The 14,979-nt window shown below is 62.3% G+C and carries 13 protein-coding genes and 1 pseudogene; 9 read left to right on the plus strand and 5 right to left on the minus strand.

Annotated features, from left to right (window positions below; genetic code table 11):
* Nucleotide 1 precedes the first annotated feature (1 nt).
* A complete protein-coding gene (locus tag P6U25_RS26415; RefSeq protein WP_407147690.1) occupies nt 2–832 on the plus strand; it encodes an ABC transporter permease in 831 nt (276 codons plus the stop codon).
* The gene (locus tag P6U25_RS26420) at nt 829–2,454 is read left to right on the plus strand and encodes an ABC transporter ATP-binding protein (RefSeq protein WP_407147691.1); all 1,626 of its coding nucleotides are present in this window, start codon (nt 829–831) and stop codon (nt 2,452–2,454) included. Before P6U25_RS26415 ends, P6U25_RS26420 begins: the two co-directional genes overlap by 4 nt.
* A gap of 166 nt (nt 2,455–2,620) precedes the next feature.
* Here the strand turns inward: P6U25_RS26420 and P6U25_RS26425 are convergent, their stop codons facing one another.
* Nucleotides 2,621–3,808, minus strand: a complete 1,188-nt coding sequence (locus tag P6U25_RS26425; RefSeq protein WP_407147692.1) for a 6-phosphofructokinase — start codon at nt 3,806–3,808, stop codon at nt 2,621–2,623.
* Between the two features lie 119 nt (nt 3,809–3,927).
* Entirely contained in the window at nt 3,928–5,229 is a 1,302-nt protein-coding gene (locus P6U25_RS26430; RefSeq protein ID WP_407147693.1) for an NAD(P)/FAD-dependent oxidoreductase, read from the minus strand.
* 123 nt (nt 5,230–5,352) lie between these two features.
* On the opposite strand from P6U25_RS26430, the gene P6U25_RS26435 reads away from it, so the two are divergent.
* The 7 genes from P6U25_RS26435 to P6U25_RS26465 all read left to right on the plus strand — a co-directional run bounded on the left by P6U25_RS26435 (nt 5,353) and on the right by P6U25_RS26465 (nt 13,148).
* Nucleotides 5,353–6,207, plus strand: a complete 855-nt coding sequence (locus P6U25_RS26435; protein ID WP_407147694.1) for a VOC family protein — start codon at nt 5,353–5,355, stop codon at nt 6,205–6,207.
* 291 nt (nt 6,208–6,498) lie between these two features.
* Nucleotides 6,499–7,821, plus strand: a complete 1,323-nt coding sequence (locus tag P6U25_RS26440; RefSeq protein WP_407147695.1) for an ABC transporter substrate-binding protein — start codon at nt 6,499–6,501, stop codon at nt 7,819–7,821.
* On the plus strand, nt 7,818–8,756 hold the full coding sequence (locus P6U25_RS26445; RefSeq protein ID WP_407147696.1) for a carbohydrate ABC transporter permease: 939 nt from the start codon (nt 7,818–7,820) through the stop codon (nt 8,754–8,756). The genes P6U25_RS26440 and P6U25_RS26445 overlap by 4 nt, the downstream gene beginning before the upstream one ends.
* Nucleotides 8,753–9,577 (plus strand): carbohydrate ABC transporter permease, encoded by an 825-nt coding sequence (locus tag P6U25_RS26450; protein ID WP_407147697.1) that lies wholly within the window; start codon nt 8,753–8,755, stop codon nt 9,575–9,577. The genes P6U25_RS26445 and P6U25_RS26450 overlap by 4 nt, the downstream gene beginning before the upstream one ends.
* 537 nt (nt 9,578–10,114) lie before the next feature.
* Nucleotides 10,115–11,452, plus strand: a complete 1,338-nt coding sequence (locus P6U25_RS26455) for a hypothetical protein (RefSeq protein ID WP_407147698.1) — start codon at nt 10,115–10,117, stop codon at nt 11,450–11,452.
* Between the two features lie 743 nt (nt 11,453–12,195).
* Nucleotides 12,196–12,789 (plus strand): Panacea domain-containing protein, encoded by a 594-nt coding sequence (locus tag P6U25_RS26460; protein ID WP_407147699.1) that lies wholly within the window; start codon nt 12,196–12,198, stop codon nt 12,787–12,789.
* Nucleotides 12,786–13,148: a hypothetical protein gene (locus P6U25_RS26465; protein ID WP_407147700.1), complete on the plus strand. Its 363-nt coding sequence runs from the start codon at nt 12,786–12,788 to the stop codon at nt 13,146–13,148. The genes P6U25_RS26460 and P6U25_RS26465 overlap by 4 nt, the downstream gene beginning before the upstream one ends.
* Here the strand turns inward: P6U25_RS26465 and P6U25_RS26470 are convergent.
* The 3 genes and pseudogenes from P6U25_RS26470 to P6U25_RS26480 all read right to left on the minus strand — a co-directional run bounded on the left by P6U25_RS26470 (nt 13,145) and on the right by P6U25_RS26480 (nt 14,936).
* Entirely contained in the window at nt 13,145–13,348 is a 204-nt protein-coding gene (locus tag P6U25_RS26470; protein ID WP_407147701.1) for a cysteine hydrolase family protein, read from the minus strand. The two genes, P6U25_RS26465 and P6U25_RS26470, sit on opposite strands and share 4 nt — an antisense overlap.
* Nucleotides 13,349–13,403: 55 nt before the next feature.
* A pseudogene (locus P6U25_RS26475) lies at nt 13,404–13,796 on the minus strand (cysteine hydrolase family protein); the annotation flags it as partial.
* A gap of 78 nt (nt 13,797–13,874) precedes the next feature.
* Complete coding sequence (locus P6U25_RS26480; RefSeq protein ID WP_407147702.1) at nt 13,875–14,936, minus strand: YeiH family protein; 1,062 nt, start codon at nt 14,934–14,936, stop codon at nt 13,875–13,877.
* Between the last annotated feature and the right edge of the window lie 43 nt (nt 14,937–14,979).

A 14,979-nucleotide genomic window follows, 5' to 3' on the forward strand; every position in this document is an offset into this window, starting at 1 on the left:
GATGGACGCCGTGAAACGCTACTTCCGCAGCCCCGCGGCCGTCGTCGGCCTGGTCCTGCTCCTGCTCGTCATCGCGATGGCGATCAGCGCGGGCTGGCTCTATCCGCGCGATCCGCTGGCGCTCGCCGGGCGCCCACTGATCTGGCCGTTCTCCAACCCGCGCTTCCCGCTCGGCACCGACAATTCCGGGCGCGACATCGCCGCGCAGATCTTCCATGGCGCGCGGATCTCGCTTCTAATCGGCGGGGTCGCCACCGTGATCGCGATCCTGATCGGCATCCTGGTCGGCGCCTTCGCCGGCTATTACGGCGGCTGGGTCGACAATGTGCTGATGCGGATCACGGAAGCGTTCCAGACCTTGCCGAATTTCGTGCTGCTCCTGGTGTTGGTCGCCGTGTTCGGCTCGACGCTGACGACGGTGACGATCGCGGTCGGCGTGGTCTCGTGGCCGGCGCCGGCGCGGCTCACCCGCGCCGAGTTCCTGTCGCTGCGCAATCGCGAATTCGTGCAGGCCGGCAAGACGCTTGGCATGCGGGACATTCAGCTCATCCTCGGCGAAATCCTGCCCAACGCGCTGCCGCCGGTGATCGTCTATGCCAGCGTGGTGATGGCGGTCGCGATCCTGCTGGAAAGCGCGCTCGCTTTCCTGCGGCTGTCCGACCCCAACGTGGCCTCCTGGGGCAATCTGATCGGGCTCGGCCGCGACGTGCTGCGGGTGCAGTGGTACGTCTCGGCGATCCCCGGCATTGCGATCCTCGTCACCGTGCTCGCGGTCTCGCTGGTCGGCCAGGGCCTCAACGACGCGTTCAATCCGAGGTTGAAGAGCCGATGAGCGACGCTGTTCTTTCGCTCGACGGGCTGACGGTCCGCCTGCCGAAAGGCGCGGACCGGACGTATGCGCTCGCCGATGTCTCGCTCTCGATCGCCTCCAACGAGATCCTCTGCGTGGTCGGAGAATCCGGCTCCGGCAAGTCGATGATGGCCAACGCCATCATGCGGTTGTTGCCGAACGAGGTGACCATCGAGCGGGGCCGGATGATGTTCGACGGCCGCGATCTCTGCGCGGCAAGCCCTGCGGAGATGCGCGACGTGCGCGGCGCCGGGATCGCAATGGTCTTCCAGGAGCCGATGACGGCGCTCAATCCACTCCGCACCATCGGTGACCAGATCGGCGAGATGTTCTCGATCCACTCCCGCCTGTCGAAGGCCGAGATCAATGCGCGGGTGCTGGCGCTGCTCGACGACGTCCGCATCCCCGATCCCAAGGCCGCCGCGAAGGCCTATCCGCACGAGCTCTCGGGCGGACAGCGCCAGCGCGCCATGATCGCGATGGCGCTCGCGCTCGACCCGAAGCTCCTGATCGCAGACGAGCCGACCACGGCGCTCGACGTCACCACGCAGGCGCAGATCCTGAAGCTGATCCGCGACCTGCAGCAGCGCAAGAAGACCGCGGTGCTGTTTATCACCCATGATTTCGGCGTGGTCGCCGAGATCGCCGATCGCGTGGTGGTGATGCAGCACGGCGCGATCGTCGAACAGGGTACGGCCGACGGTGTGCTGAGCGATCCGCAGCATGCCTATACCAGGCAGCTGATCGCCGCCGTGCCGCCGCTCAAGGCGCCGCCGCCACGTATCCTCTCGGGCAAGGACGTCCTGACCATTGATCGCGTCTCCAAGACCTACCGCACCGGCGGCTTCCTCGGCCGCGGTGCGCGGGTGACGGAAGCGGTGAAGAACGTCTCGCTGCATTTGCCGCGCGGTGCGACGCTCGGCATCGTCGGCGAATCCGGGTCGGGCAAATCGACGCTGGCCCGCTGCATCGTGCGGCTGATCGATCCCGACACCGGATCAATCCTGCTCGACGGCAAAGATTGGGCGAAACTCAGACACGACGAGGTCCGCCGTGAGACCCGCCACATCCAGATGGTGTTTCAGGATCCCTTCGCCTCGCTCAACCCGCGCCGCAAGGCGGCCGAGCTGGTCGCGCAGGGACCGATCGTGCATGGCGCGGATCCGGCCGTGGCAATCGCGGAAGCCAAGACGCTGTTCGAGCTGGTCGGCCTCGACCCATCCGCCAGCGATCGCTTCCCCCATGAATTCTCCGGCGGCCAGCGTCAGCGCATCGGACTGGCGCGCGCGCTTGCGCTGAAGCCGGATGTGCTGGTCGCCGACGAGCCGGTATCGGCGCTCGACGTCTCGGTGCAGGCGCAAGTCCTTAAATTGCTCGCCGGGCTGCGCCAGCAGCTCGGGCTCTCCATCATCTTCATCACGCATGACCTGCGCGTCGCCGCGCAGATCTGCGATCTCGTCGCCGTGATGAAGGATGGCGTCGTGGTCGAGCAAGGTCTGACCGCCGAGGTGTTCGGCAACCCGCAAAACCCCTACACCCAGGCATTGCTCGCCGCGATCCCCGGTGGCGTGTTCGCTCGCGAGCACGACACGGCGATCGTGTAGCCAGCGCGCGCGGGCCCGCGGGGGCTCCCCACTCGGCCGCCTCCGGCGTGCGCTCCTCGCGCAGCCGCAAACGCTTCAGCAGTCCGGACGGCATCACGTGCGAGCCGCGGGCAAACGGCGCATTCGGAATAGTCGGTCGTGCTCGACGGGGTTACCACCTCCCGGGTTATGAAGCGCGGTTGAGAAAGATCGGCAATCCCCGCTTGTTCGAATAGAGCGGACGGTAGCGCTCCGTGTTGTACGAACTTGCGACGTCCAGCTTGCGCGGCCCGAGCTTGGGATCGGGGATCGGCACGAGGTCGTAGCGGCCCTCGACCAGCGCCGACATGAGGCCGGTCTTGCCTTCCAGCACGGCGTCGTAGGCCATGTTGCCGAACGTCAGCGCCACAAGCTTGTCGATGAAGTCCGGATCGCCCGATCGCAGGTCATAGGTGAGGTCAGAGACGATAGTCTCCTCGCCGGCGCGCCGCTTGATCTCATCGGCGAACGCTTCGGCGACGCTCGCCTTCCTGCGGTGACCGTAGGCGTCAGGCTCGCCGAATTCCTGTACCTTGTAGTCCTCCCACTCCGCGCCCTCGCTGAGCACGATCAGCGCGTAGTTGCTCGGATTGGCGTGCTTGTCCTCGAGGAGAAGCTGGATCAGTTTGTCGAGACTGACCTTGTACTCCGGTATGGCGCAGCGGATCGAGGTCGCGTATGCGGTGTAGAGTGCCGTAAATCCGGCATCGCGACCGAAGATGCGAAAAATGCCAATTCGCTCGTGCGAGCCGACGGTGGTACGTTGCCGCTGGATGGCATCGCTCGCGCGCGTGATCGCGGTCGAGAAGCCGATGCAGTACTCGGTGTTGCGGACGTCGTTGTCCATCGTCTTCGGGATGGCAATGATCTTGACGCCGAGTCCATTGAGCTTGTCCGCATAGCTGAGCGTATCATCTCCGCCGATGGCGATCAGATGTTCGATGCCGAGCCCGGCGAGGTTTGCCAGCACCTGGCCGGTGAGGTCCCATGTCCTGGTTGCGATACCCCCCTTGGTGCTCTCTGAAACCGGAAAGTCCTCGCCCGCGAGATGATCGGGCAACTTCTTCATCTTGGATGGATTGGTGCGGCTCGAATGCAGCACGGTGCCGCCGCGCCGGTCGATGACGCGCGTGTTTTCCCGGTTCAGTGGGATCACGTAGTGAGACTTGCTCGCAGGGTCGTCGAGGTCCAGGTGGGTAAGGGCTTCCCAACCACGGCGGAGACCGACGACCTCAATGTCATCCTCACTGCCGCGATAAGTCACGCTCTTGATCACCGCGTTGAGGCCGGGGACGTCACCGCCGCCCGTGAGAATACCAATGCGCTTCCTCGCCATACCCACCTCCCAGGATCGGTACGTGGCAATAATGCCTGCGTCAGGTCGTGGTTTCCATGAAACTATCCGCCAGCGGCCGAATCCTCGAGAACACAGCGCTCGGCCGGCCCCTCCATTCTCTACATCTCCCGCGCGTCCCGCCGGCGATAGACCAAGAGCATCAGCGGCGCGAGCTTGCGCATCAGGCCGTGCGCCGGGATCGTCACCGGCTCGGTGAACGGCAGCGCGAGCTCCCCCTCCGGCACGCCCTGCACCGCCTTCGCGAGTTCCCGGCCGAGCGGCATTGTCAGCGCCACGGCGCGGCCGTTGCAGCCGGTCCAGCCGAACGCATTCGGGCCGAGCCGGTGGATCCGCGGCAGGAAGTCCGAAGTCATGCCGACATAGCCGTTCCAGACATAGTCGAACGAGACGTCGCCGATCTGCGGCCATAGCCGCTGTAACCGCTCCGTCACCCGCGCCTTCAGCCGCGCGGCCTTGTCGCCGGGGCCGATCACCGCGCCACCGGTAACGAGGCGGTTGCGGGCGTCGTAGCGCGCGAAATAGAGCTCACCATGAGTATCCGACATCGCAAGCCGGCCAGGGATGATGGTTTTGCGGACATTGTCAGACAGCGGCTGGGTCGCCATCTGCCAGGATAGCACCGGCATCACCTCATGGGCGATTTGCGGCACCAGCGATGTCGAAAACTCGCCGCTATAGGCGTTGGTCGCGACCACCAGCGCGCGGCCGGAGATTTCGCCCCTCTCCGTCTTCACCACCCATCGGTCACCGCGACGCTCGAAACTCGTCGCCGGTGAACGGGCGTAGATGCGCGCACCAAGCCCGAGCACGGTGCGCGCCAGGCCCCTCGCCAGCGCCAGCGGATTGATATGCCCGCCGGTCCTGTTCCAGAATCCGCCGTACCATGCATCCGATCCGAGCATGTCGCGGACCTGGTCGCGCGACAGCAGTTCGACCGGCGCGCCGAATTTCGACCATTGCCGCACCCGCCGCTCCGCGATCTTGATGCGGCCCGGCGAGTGCACCGGCTGCACCCAGCCGGCCTGCTCGTGCTCGGCTTCGATATTGTAGCGCCTGACGATATCGAACAGCGTCGACGCGCTGTCGCGGAGCATCGCCACGAAACGCTCGCCGGCGGCACCATGCCTGGCGACGATGTCCTCGGGATCCGGCCGCGACAGCGTCGGGATCACCTGCCCGTTGTTGCGGCCCGATGCGCCCCAACCCGGCTCGGCGGCCTCGACGATCGCGACATCGATATTGGCCTCGCGCAAATGCAGTGCCGTCGACAGACCCGTGAAGCCGCCGCCGACGATCACGACATCGGCCTGTTGCGCACCGGTCAGCTCGGGGCAGTCAGGACCGGACGGTGTCACCGCGGCCCAGAGCGAATTGGGCCAGCGTACGGCATTGCTGCTCATCCACGATCCTTTCTTGCGGGCGCTCGATCATTCTGGTTAGCTTTATAGCGTTTTCGAGCGAAGTGGATACCGGTTCGCGCGAAGAAGACGCGTCAGAACAAATTCCAGCCGGGAAGACAACAAGTGGCACTCAAGAACGTCATCGGAATTGATCACGCCGTGGTCATGGTGAAGGACCTCGACAAGGCCGCCGAGAACTACAAGCGGCTCGGCTTCACCGTGTCGCCGCGCGGCACCCATAGCGCGCATATGGGATCGGGCAACTACACCATCATGTTCGATCCCGACTACATGGAATTGCTCGGCGTGCTGACGCCGACAGAAAACAATGCTCCGGCGCGCGCATTCCTGGAGAACCGCGGCGAAGGCATCGAGCGGATCGCATTCACCGCGGTGGATTCGGCCGCCGGCGCCGAGGAAATCCGCGCCCGTGGCTATGCGCCAATCGGCCCGACCGATTTCGAGCGTCCGGTGACGCTGCCGAACGGCACCGTCTCGGCGGCAAAATTCCGCACCTTCCAGTGGCCGGTCGCGGAAGCGCCGGGCGGCGTCCGCATCTTCGCCTGCCAGCACAAGACGCGGGAGACGGTGTGGATTCCCGAGCTGATGAGGCACGCCAATGGGGCAAAACGCCTCAGACAGGTGCTGATCGTCTCGCCGGACCCTGCAACCGACGCGGCACATCTTTCCAAGATGATCGATGTCGCCGTGAGGAACGAGGCCGATGGTGCCGCCGCAGTACCTTCCGGCGGGGATCGTGCCGATTTCGTCTTCCTGACCAAGGAGCAGCTCGGCCAGCGCTATCCGGGCGTCTCGCTGGATGGCCTTGCCGATCGCGGCGGCGCGGGCCTTGTGATCGCGGCCAATCTCGCCGCGACGAAGGCCGCGCTGGGCGGGACCGGCGTCGGCAGCGGCAGCAGCATCTGTGTGCCGCCCGCCGTGGCAAACGGCACCCTGCTCGCGTTCGTCCAGGCCTAACTGCTAGTTCCCGTCATCCTGAGCAACGCCAACGGGTCCGCGCGCAGCGCGGCCCGATGACAGGCTCCGCGCGTCTCGAAGGATGGACGGTCGGCTGGTGGTCGTGCATCCTTCGAGGCTCGCTCCGCTGGCGCCTCCAGCGACAAACGCGAAGCCTTTGCGCGAGCATGATGGGTTTAAGAGGATGCGCGGCGCGGCGTTATGCAGCAGTGCCGCGCATGTGGGGACTAGGCAGACGGAGTTCACACGCTAGTATCTCTCCCAATAAGAACCGTCCCTTGGGAGAGAAACATGTCGCATCACCTGATCTCGCGCCGGCAGATGCTGGCGGGCACGGCCGCCGCGGGCGCGCTTGGACTGACCGGATTTCCCGCCCGCGCCGAGGTCAACTGGAAGAAATATTCCGGCACCACGCTCGAGGTGATCCTCGCCAAGGGACCGCGCGGCGACAATCTGCAGAAATACATCAAGGAATTCACTGACCTGACCGGCATCAAGGTCGAGTCTGAGCAGATCCCGGAGCAGCAGCAGCGCCAGAAATGCGTGATCGAGCTGTCGTCCGGAAAACCGAGCTTCGACGTCGTTCACCTCAGCTATCACGTGCAGAAGCGCCAGTTCGAGAAGGCGGGCTGGCTCGCCGACATGTCCGGCTTCCTCAAGGACCCGAGTCTCACGCTGCCCGATCTCGTCGAGAGCGATTTCTCTGCTGCCGGCCTGCAATATGCGCGCAACGACAAGGGCCAGATGCTGTCGCTGCCGTGGTCGGTCGACTATTTCATCCTCTACTACAACAAGGAGTTGTTCCAGAAGAAAGGCGTCGAAGTCCCGAAGACGCTGGACGAGATGGCGGTCGCCGCCGAGAAGCTGACCGATCCGAAGGAAGGCATCTACGGCTTCGTCGGCCGCGGCCTGCGCAACGCCAACATGGCGATGTGGACCAACTTCTACCTGAATTATGGCGGCGAATTCCTTGACGCCAAGGGCAACATCCTGACCGACGGGCCGGAGGCGATCGAAGCGACAAAGCTCTATCAGCGCCTGCTCACCAAGTCGGCGCCTCCCGGCGTCGCCGGCTTCAACTGGATGGAGTCGATGGCCTCCTTCACGCAAGGACGCTCGGCGATGTGGATCGATGCCGATGGCTGGGCACCTCCGCTGGAAGATCCAACCGCCTCGCGCGTCGTCGGCAAGGTCGGTTACACCCTGGTGCCGGCGGGTCCCAAGGGCCAGTTCTCATCGACCTATGGCGACGGTATCGGCATCGCCGCGGCCAGCAAGAACAAGGAAGCCGCCTACCTGCTGTGCCAGTGGGTGGTCTCGAAAGGACAGGGCGCGCGCATGCTGCAGGCCGGCGGCGGCGTGCCGTTCCGCAACTCGATCGTCGACGATCCCGAGGTGAAGAAGGGTGTGAAGACCAAGGAGTGGCTGCAGTCGGTGATCGACTCTGCCAAGATCTCCAAGCTCGGTCTGCCGGTCATCATCCCCGTCGCCGAGTTCCGCGACATCGTCGGCGCGGCGCTGACCGCAACGCTGTCGGGTGCCGATCCGGCCACCGAGCTGAAGAAGGCGCACGAGCAATTCCGCCCCATCCTGGAGCGCAGCGAAAAAGCGTGAGTGTGGTGACACAGACTGAGTCGGTCGCAGCCGAACAGGCTGCGCCGGCGCGCGAATGGCGTCCGCCGTCCTATTGGCCGTTCGTGATCCCGGCACTCGTCGTCGTATTGGCGGTGATCATCTTTCCGTGGGTGTTCACGATCTGGATGAGCATGCACGAGTGGAAGGTCGGCTCGCCGACCACCTTCGTCGGGCTCGCCAATTACCTGCGGCTGCCGACCGACCCGCGCTTCGTCGAGGCGGTCGGGCACACCTTGCTCTACACCGCGCTGTCGGTGCTGCTGCCGCTGGTCTTCGGCACGCTGGCGGCGATCGTGTTTCACCAGAAGTTCGTCGCGCGCGGCTTCCTGCGCGGCATCTTCATCATGCCGATGATGGCAACGCCAGTGGCGATCGCGCTGGTCTGGACCATGATGTTCCATCCGCAGCTCGGCGTGCTCAACTATCTGCTCTCGCTGGTCGGCCTGCCACCGCAGCTCTGGGTGTTCAACCCGACGACGGTGATCCCGTCGCTGGTGCTGGTCGAAACCTGGCAGTGGACGCCGCTGGTGATGCTGATCGTGCTCGGCGGCCTCGCCGCGATCCCCACCGAGCCCTACGAGAGCGCGCAGATCGACGGCGCCAATTTCTGGCAGGTGTTCCGCTTCATCACGCTGCCCCTGATCATGCCGTTCTTGTTCATCGCCGGCATGATCCGCATGATCGACGCGGTGAAAAGCTTCGACATCATCTTCGCGATCACGCAAGGCGGACCAGGCTCGGCGTCGGAGACCATCAACGTCTATCTCTACAGCGTGGCCTTCGTCTATTACGACCTCGGCTACGGCTCGGCCATCGCGGTGGTGTTCTTCCTCTTGATCGTCGCGTTGGCTGCCCTCCTGCTCTATCTGCGCAAGCGCATGCTGTGGACGGCTGAGCTCGGAGGCGGCGCATGAACCCGCGTCAAATCCTGGGCCGGGTCGGGCTGTGGCTCTCGGTGCTCGTCATCGTCTCGCCGGCGATCCTGTTCTTTCTGTGGATGGCCTCGCTGTCGCTGAAGTTCGAGATCGACAATGCAGCCTATCCGCCGGTGTTCATCCCGGAGCATTTCGCCTGGAAGAACTATGCCGACGTACTCGCTTCCAACCGCTTCCTCACCTACTTCGCCAACAGCCTGATCGTCACCGGCTCGGCGACCGGGCTCGCGATGCTGGTCGGCGTGCCCGCCGGTTACGGCATCGCGCGGATGGCCGCGCATAAATCCGCGATCGTGATCCTGATCGCGCGCATCACGCCGGGCCTGTCCTATCTGATCCCGCTGTTCTTGCTGTTCCAGTGGCTCGGCCTGCTCGGCACGCTGGTGCCGCAGGTCATCATCCATCTCGTGGTCACGGTGCCGATCGTGATCTGGATCATGATCGGCTATTTCGAGACCACGCCGCTGGAGCTGGAGGAGGCGGCGCTGATCGACGGCGCCACGCGCTGGCAGGTGTTCCGCCACGTCGCGCTGCCGATTGCCAAGCCGGGCCTCGCGGTCGCCTTCATCCTCGCGGTGATCTTCTCCTGGAACAATTTTGTGTTCGGCATCGTGCTGGCCGGGCGCGAGACGCGCACGCTGCCGGTCGCCGTCTACAACATGATCTCGTTCGACCAGTTGAGCTGGGGCCCGCTCGCCGCCGCTGCACTGATCGTGACGGCGCCGGTGCTGCTGCTCACGGTGATGGCGCAGCGGCAGATCGTCGCCGGCCTCACCGCGGGCGCGGTCAAGGGCGGTTAAAGCAATATGTGGCCGTCGCAGGGGCGCTAACCAAAATGTCGAAAACAACCCCATGCAAAGTAGCCGGCGGCGGTCGGCGTTCGAACAAGCAACTTGACACGTCGGGCAACTTAGGGATACTCTTCTAATATTCCGAAATTGCGCAAGACGTCCCTCGCCCCGAGGCTATCGCATATGGCATTTGCGCGTTTCACTGACGCTTCCACGTCGCAGACGCGGACGGTGGGGTCGGCGGTCCCGATCCGGGGGCCACGTTGATATGTTAGGCTTCCAGCCGGGATCGGAGATTGTGGAAGTCCGCAAGGCCCGCGAGGGGAGAAGAGACCCCCGCTGACACTATCGGTGCGGCGATCATGGTTGCGAAGATCGCTACGGGCGAAAGAACCGAGTCGCAACTGAGCCGCGAGTCGGGTAAGACCTATATCCGATTTGGGCTGGGATGGGGGCTTAAGGGCGGCAAGTCGAGAGCTGAGAGGCTTTCGTCCGAAGAAAGAAAAGGGATTGCCCGTAAAGCCGCCGCATCGCGTTGGCGGAAGAATGACGACTGAAATTGCAGTAGCGAATAGATTAGGCATTGCTCTAGCAACTGATAGCGCGGTCACGATCAGTGGTGGCGGCCGGGTAAAGGTATTCAACACCGCCGACAAACTATTCGAGCTAAGTCCTCAATTCCCAATCGGCATTATGATCAACGGGAACATGGACTGCATCGGAGTTCCTTGGGAGATCCTCGTCAAGGATTTCAGAGAGGGAAAGGGGCTCGAGGCCAGAGACACAGTCCAAGACTGGGCTAAGGACTTCCTTACGTATGTCGAGGGCCACTCTCTTATGGCCACGCAGGAAGCTGCTCAACACATAGATGATATAATCATCTCCGAGATTTTTGAGCTTCAAATGTCGGTGGTGTCCACCGTAAGGGCTTCGATTTTCGAGCTTGCGAGCAACAACAAGAAGATCAAACTCCCCCCGTTTGAGCAGATCGTAGATGCTTATCTTACGGACAGAAGCAAACTCATCTCTCAGTATCCAATCGCCGACAGCTTAGAAGGCGTCGCAGAAAGTGACGTGATTTCTGGTTATTCGGATCGGATTGATGAGCTTTGCAAACCTCGTTTTGAGGGTAGACAATTGAACGAAGGAGAGGCCATTAAGTTCAAGTCGATAGTGGCCAATGTTCTTTTGCGCATCGTTCCAAGCCCAACCATCACCGGCGTTGTTGTTGCGGGATATGGATCTACCGAGACGTTTCCAGCGGTGCATGCCTTTGAGGTGGATGGCCGCGTCTTGGGAAAGATGAAAGTGACGGCGCGCGACTCTAATTCGATCGCAACATCGCTGGATGGCGGCCAGGTAACTTCATTCGCGCAAACGGACGTTATTCAGCGCCTCTTGGGAGGCGCCGATCCCAAGTTCGTTGATAAGACGGCTGACTATATCCAGACGGCAGTTCGAAAGGTGGCCGAGACCATCGAATCTCAAACTCGGCCGAAACGGCTTTCGCGCGCTGAGCGACAAAAGCGCGCTGAGCTTGTTGAAGACTTGGCCGATGTCATTCGTGACGAATATGAAAACGAAACGACAAAGTCGTTGACGGATGAATTTTCGCGTGAGTTCGACCGAATGATCGCGATGATGCCGAAGCAGGAATTGATCGAACTCGCGGAGGCTTTGGTAAGCATCACGGCCGTAGAAAGAAAGGCAACCACGGACGAAGGCACGGTGGGTGGGCCCATCGATGTGGCCTTCATCACACGGCACGAGGGGTTTGTTTGGATAAAACGCAAACATTACTTTGAAGCTGAGAGAAACCCGCGCTACTTCTGGCGCAAATACGGGAACCCACCGGCTCGCATAGGAGGTTCAGGTGCGCACTAAAATTCCATCCCACAGGGACCGAAAACCCACCCGTACACAGTCGAACCCAAATGATTCCAATGAGTTAGAGCGTGGTCTGACCGAGGCTGTGAGGCGCTCCAGTGACTCCGTGAATGAGAAAATAAACCGGCTGATGCGAGAGAAGTACAAAATTCAAATTGAACAAATGCCTGACGCATAAAGTTCAGTATAGCGGGAGCCATGAACAAGCTCCCGGTTCAGGCCCGCGTCCAAATCCTCAGCATGCTTTGCGAAGGCTCAAGTATGCGGTCCGTTTCGCGGGTCTGCGACCTTTCAATCAATACCGTCCTCAAAGCTGTTGGTTGACGCTGGCGAGGTCTGCATCGCCTATCACGACCAGTACGTGAAAGGACTGCAAAGCAAGCGGTCCACTGCGACGAAATTTGTTCGTTCTGGTGTACCGAGAGCGAGAACGCTCGGAATGCAAGTCACCGGTAGACGATGCTGGCGGCCTTTGGACTTGGGCCGCGCTGGACGCTGATTCTAAGATGATCGTTTCTTAGGGCGCCGGCGGCCGCGATGCGAGCGCCCTTCGCTCACGCATCAAGACGCGCGTCGATGGGTGTAGGCGTGAGCGACAAGCTTCTGAGCATGGAAGATATCGTTGGTCTGATCGACGCGAGCGACTCTCGCACCAAGGCCAAGCCCGTTAGCTAAAAAGTTCAGTTTCCGAAAGTGAGGCACTCCGGGTGCCTCAGTTTGAGTTTTCGGACCGATTCGATATGGATATGATAGTGACCGGGTATAGGTTTTTTAGCCGATTCAACTATATTTGGTCAGGATTCCCGCCAAAGGTTGATTTCATGCCAGCCCCCTTCCCAGTTAAGGCCGTCGCGAACGCGATACTGGATAGGTCATTCGCAGAGAAATGTCCTGTCAGCCCCTTGAAACTCCAGAAGCTCCTATACTACGCACACGGATATTATTCAGCGGCCTACGGCGAGCCGCTGGTAGATGAGGCATTTGAGGCTTGGCAGTACGGCCCCGTTGTGCCGGCGATCTACCATGAGTTTAAGGAGTTCGGGAACTCACCTATAACGAGAGAAGCCACCGAGTTTAGCTGGGACGAGGAAGACAGCATCCCCGTTCCTCCGATATTTGACCGACCTGAGGTCCAGAGGGTCATTGATTACGTGTGGAAGCAGTATGCGCACTTGCCAGCCGTCACGCTTTCGGAAATGACGCATCGCGTTGATAGCCCCTGGGACAAGACAATGAAGGCGAATAAATTTGGCCTGAAAAATATAGATATCCCGCAACCCTTAATCGATGAGTACTTCGGAACGCTGGTTAAGAAGGGTCCGAAAGCTGCATGAATGACGCCTCTGGCGAACCGACGTTCGAGCCGGATGAGCCGCCGTCGGCGCCAACCTCATCGATTGCCGCAGCGGAACAGAAAGCGTTTGGCGCCGGTCCCACGCCGCCCAACAGCCTATCTCTTTTCTTTGGAAGATTTGGTCAGCTATCTTGGCACAGCGACAGCAGCACCGCCGTGCTGGCCCTGATTGTTTTGGTGATTTTGTGCTTCCTGGTCTTATCCACGATCATGGTCTCGACTGTTGTGACCGACAAATCTTGGCTGGGCGGTCTTTTGCAGGCGCTCGGGAACGCGATCTCTGGCGTGGCTGGCGCCATCGTCGGTGCTAGCGCAGCCGGCAATAAGAAGAAGCGCTAGACAGCGAGCGCCTCCACCACCGCGGGTGAATCGGTGACCCAGCCGAAAATGCCGCCCTGGGCCTTAATCATCTTCAGGCCCATTTCGTGAACTTCCGGGAAGTAGTGTGCGCAGCCATCGGAGATCACGACGCAGCGATAGCCGCGGTCGTTGGCCTCGCGCACCGTGGTACTGACGCAGACCTCGGTGGTGACGGCCACAGACCTGGAGATTCTCGATGCGTATTTCTGCAGGATGTCGTCGAATTCGGTGGCGTAGAACGCGCCCTTGCTGAGCTTTGTCAATCACGATCTCGCCGTCCAGCGGACAGAGCTCAGGGATGATGTCGCTGCGGACCAGGATGCGTGCCGTCGGCCCGGGATCGCCGATCCGCAAGCAAAGCGCGCCGCGCTCGATCCTCGCCGCCGGCGCGTCCGAGAGGTCTGGGAGATGCCCCTCGCGGGTATGGACCACGACCAGCCCGGCCTCGCGCACCGCTGCGATCGGCTTTATCGCGCGGGCAAGCTGGCTGACATCATTGCCGAGCGTCTCGCCGAAGCCGCCGGGCCCCATGAAATCGCGCTGCATGTCTACGATGACGAGCGCGGTCTTGCTCCAGTCGAGCGTGATCGGCTGCGGCGCCGCCGCGATTGTCTCCGTGCTCTCCATCACGTCTTCCCTGCGCCAAACTTCGCCGATCCAGCAAAGCAAGCGATGTGCCAGTGCACAATCCGGCAGGCTGAGATGTTACCTGAAGAAATGCACCAGCCCGATGCTCAGGCCGAGCAGCAGCAGGAGCGACAGCGTGACCGCTGCCGTCACCCGGCCGCCGACGGTCGAGAGCACGCGCACATCGACGCCGAGCCCGAGCGCCGCCATCGAGACCACGGTGAGGATCGCCGCGGTCTTGGTCACCGGGGCGATCACGATGTCGGGCACGAGCTGGAGCGAGCGCAGCGCGGCGAGCACCAGGAAGCCGATGATGAACCAGGGCACCAGCTTGAACGGGCTGATCGACACCGCCTTGACGGCGTCCGCCTGGCGCTTGCGGCGCCGCGCGACGAACAGTGAGAGGCCGACCACGATCGGGCCCAGCATCAAGACCCGCACCAGCTTCACCAGCGTGCCGAGCTGCGTGCTGACGATGCCCGCCGGGACAGTCGCCGCCAAGACCTGCGGCACGGCGTAGACGGTGAGTCCGGCCAGGATGCCGTATTGCGTCGCCGAGAGCTGCAAGAGCGGAATTAGCAGCGGCAGGCCCAATACCATCAGCACGCCGAGAATCGCCGTGAACGAGATCGAGGACGCGATGTCGTCGCCGTCGGCCTCGATCACGGGGGCAACCGCCGCGATCGCGGAGTTGCCGCAGATCGAGTTGCCGCAGGCGATCAGGACGGAGAGCTTTGCCTTGAGGCCGAGCATCCGGCTGAGGCTGTAGCTCACCGCCAGCATGATGACGACGGTGACCGCAATCGCGCCGATCAGGAGATAGCCCGATGCCACGATCGCGGCGAAGCTGATGGAGGCGCCGAGCAGCATCACCGCGACTTCGAGCAACTGCTTGGCGCTGAAGGCGATGCCCGAGCGCCAGCGCTCAGACGGCTGCCAGACGGTACGCACCGCCATGCCCAGGAGGATCGCGACGACCAGGGCCTCGATATAGGGATGATCGAACATGCGCTCCTCGGCGAACTGCACGCCGAGCGAGATGACCGTGATCACGCCGCAAAGCAGGATGCCGGGAATGAGGTTGAACACCCGCTTGAGCGGGCCTTGCTTCTGCCCCTGATCTTTGGATGGTTCCGGCACGAAATCTCCTTTTCGGAGAAGATTTTATGCGGCATAGCAGGCT

The organism is Bradyrhizobium sp. ORS 86 (assembly GCF_045571475.1).
Classification (GTDB): Bacteria; Pseudomonadota; Alphaproteobacteria; order Rhizobiales; family Xanthobacteraceae; genus Bradyrhizobium.

Bases quoted from the DNA above. Each gene is read 5' to 3' on its own strand.
- P6U25_RS26425 (WP_407147692.1), bottom strand. From the start codon at position 3,808: ATGGCGAGGAAGCGCATTGGTATTCTCACGGGCGGCGGTGACGTCCCC.
- P6U25_RS26440 (WP_407147695.1), top strand. From the start codon at position 6,499: ATGTCGCATCACCTGATCTCGCGCCGGCAGATGCTGGCGGGCACGGCC.
- P6U25_RS26455 (WP_407147698.1), top strand. From the start codon at position 10,115: ATGACGACTGAAATTGCAGTAGCGAATAGATTAGGCATTGCTCTAGCA.
- P6U25_RS26460 (WP_407147699.1), top strand. From the start codon at position 12,196: ATGGATATGATAGTGACCGGGTATAGGTTTTTTAGCCGATTCAACTAT.
- P6U25_RS26450 (WP_407147697.1), top strand. From the start codon at position 8,753: ATGAACCCGCGTCAAATCCTGGGCCGGGTCGGGCTGTGGCTCTCGGTG.
- P6U25_RS26415 (WP_407147690.1), top strand. From the start codon at position 2: ATGGACGCCGTGAAACGCTACTTCCGCAGCCCCGCGGCCGTCGTCGGC.
- P6U25_RS26430 (WP_407147693.1), bottom strand. From the start codon at position 5,229: ATGAGCAGCAATGCCGTACGCTGGCCCAATTCGCTCTGGGCCGCGGTG.
- P6U25_RS26420 (WP_407147691.1), top strand. From the start codon at position 829: ATGAGCGACGCTGTTCTTTCGCTCGACGGGCTGACGGTCCGCCTGCCG.
- P6U25_RS26465 (WP_407147700.1), top strand. From the start codon at position 12,786: ATGAATGACGCCTCTGGCGAACCGACGTTCGAGCCGGATGAGCCGCCG.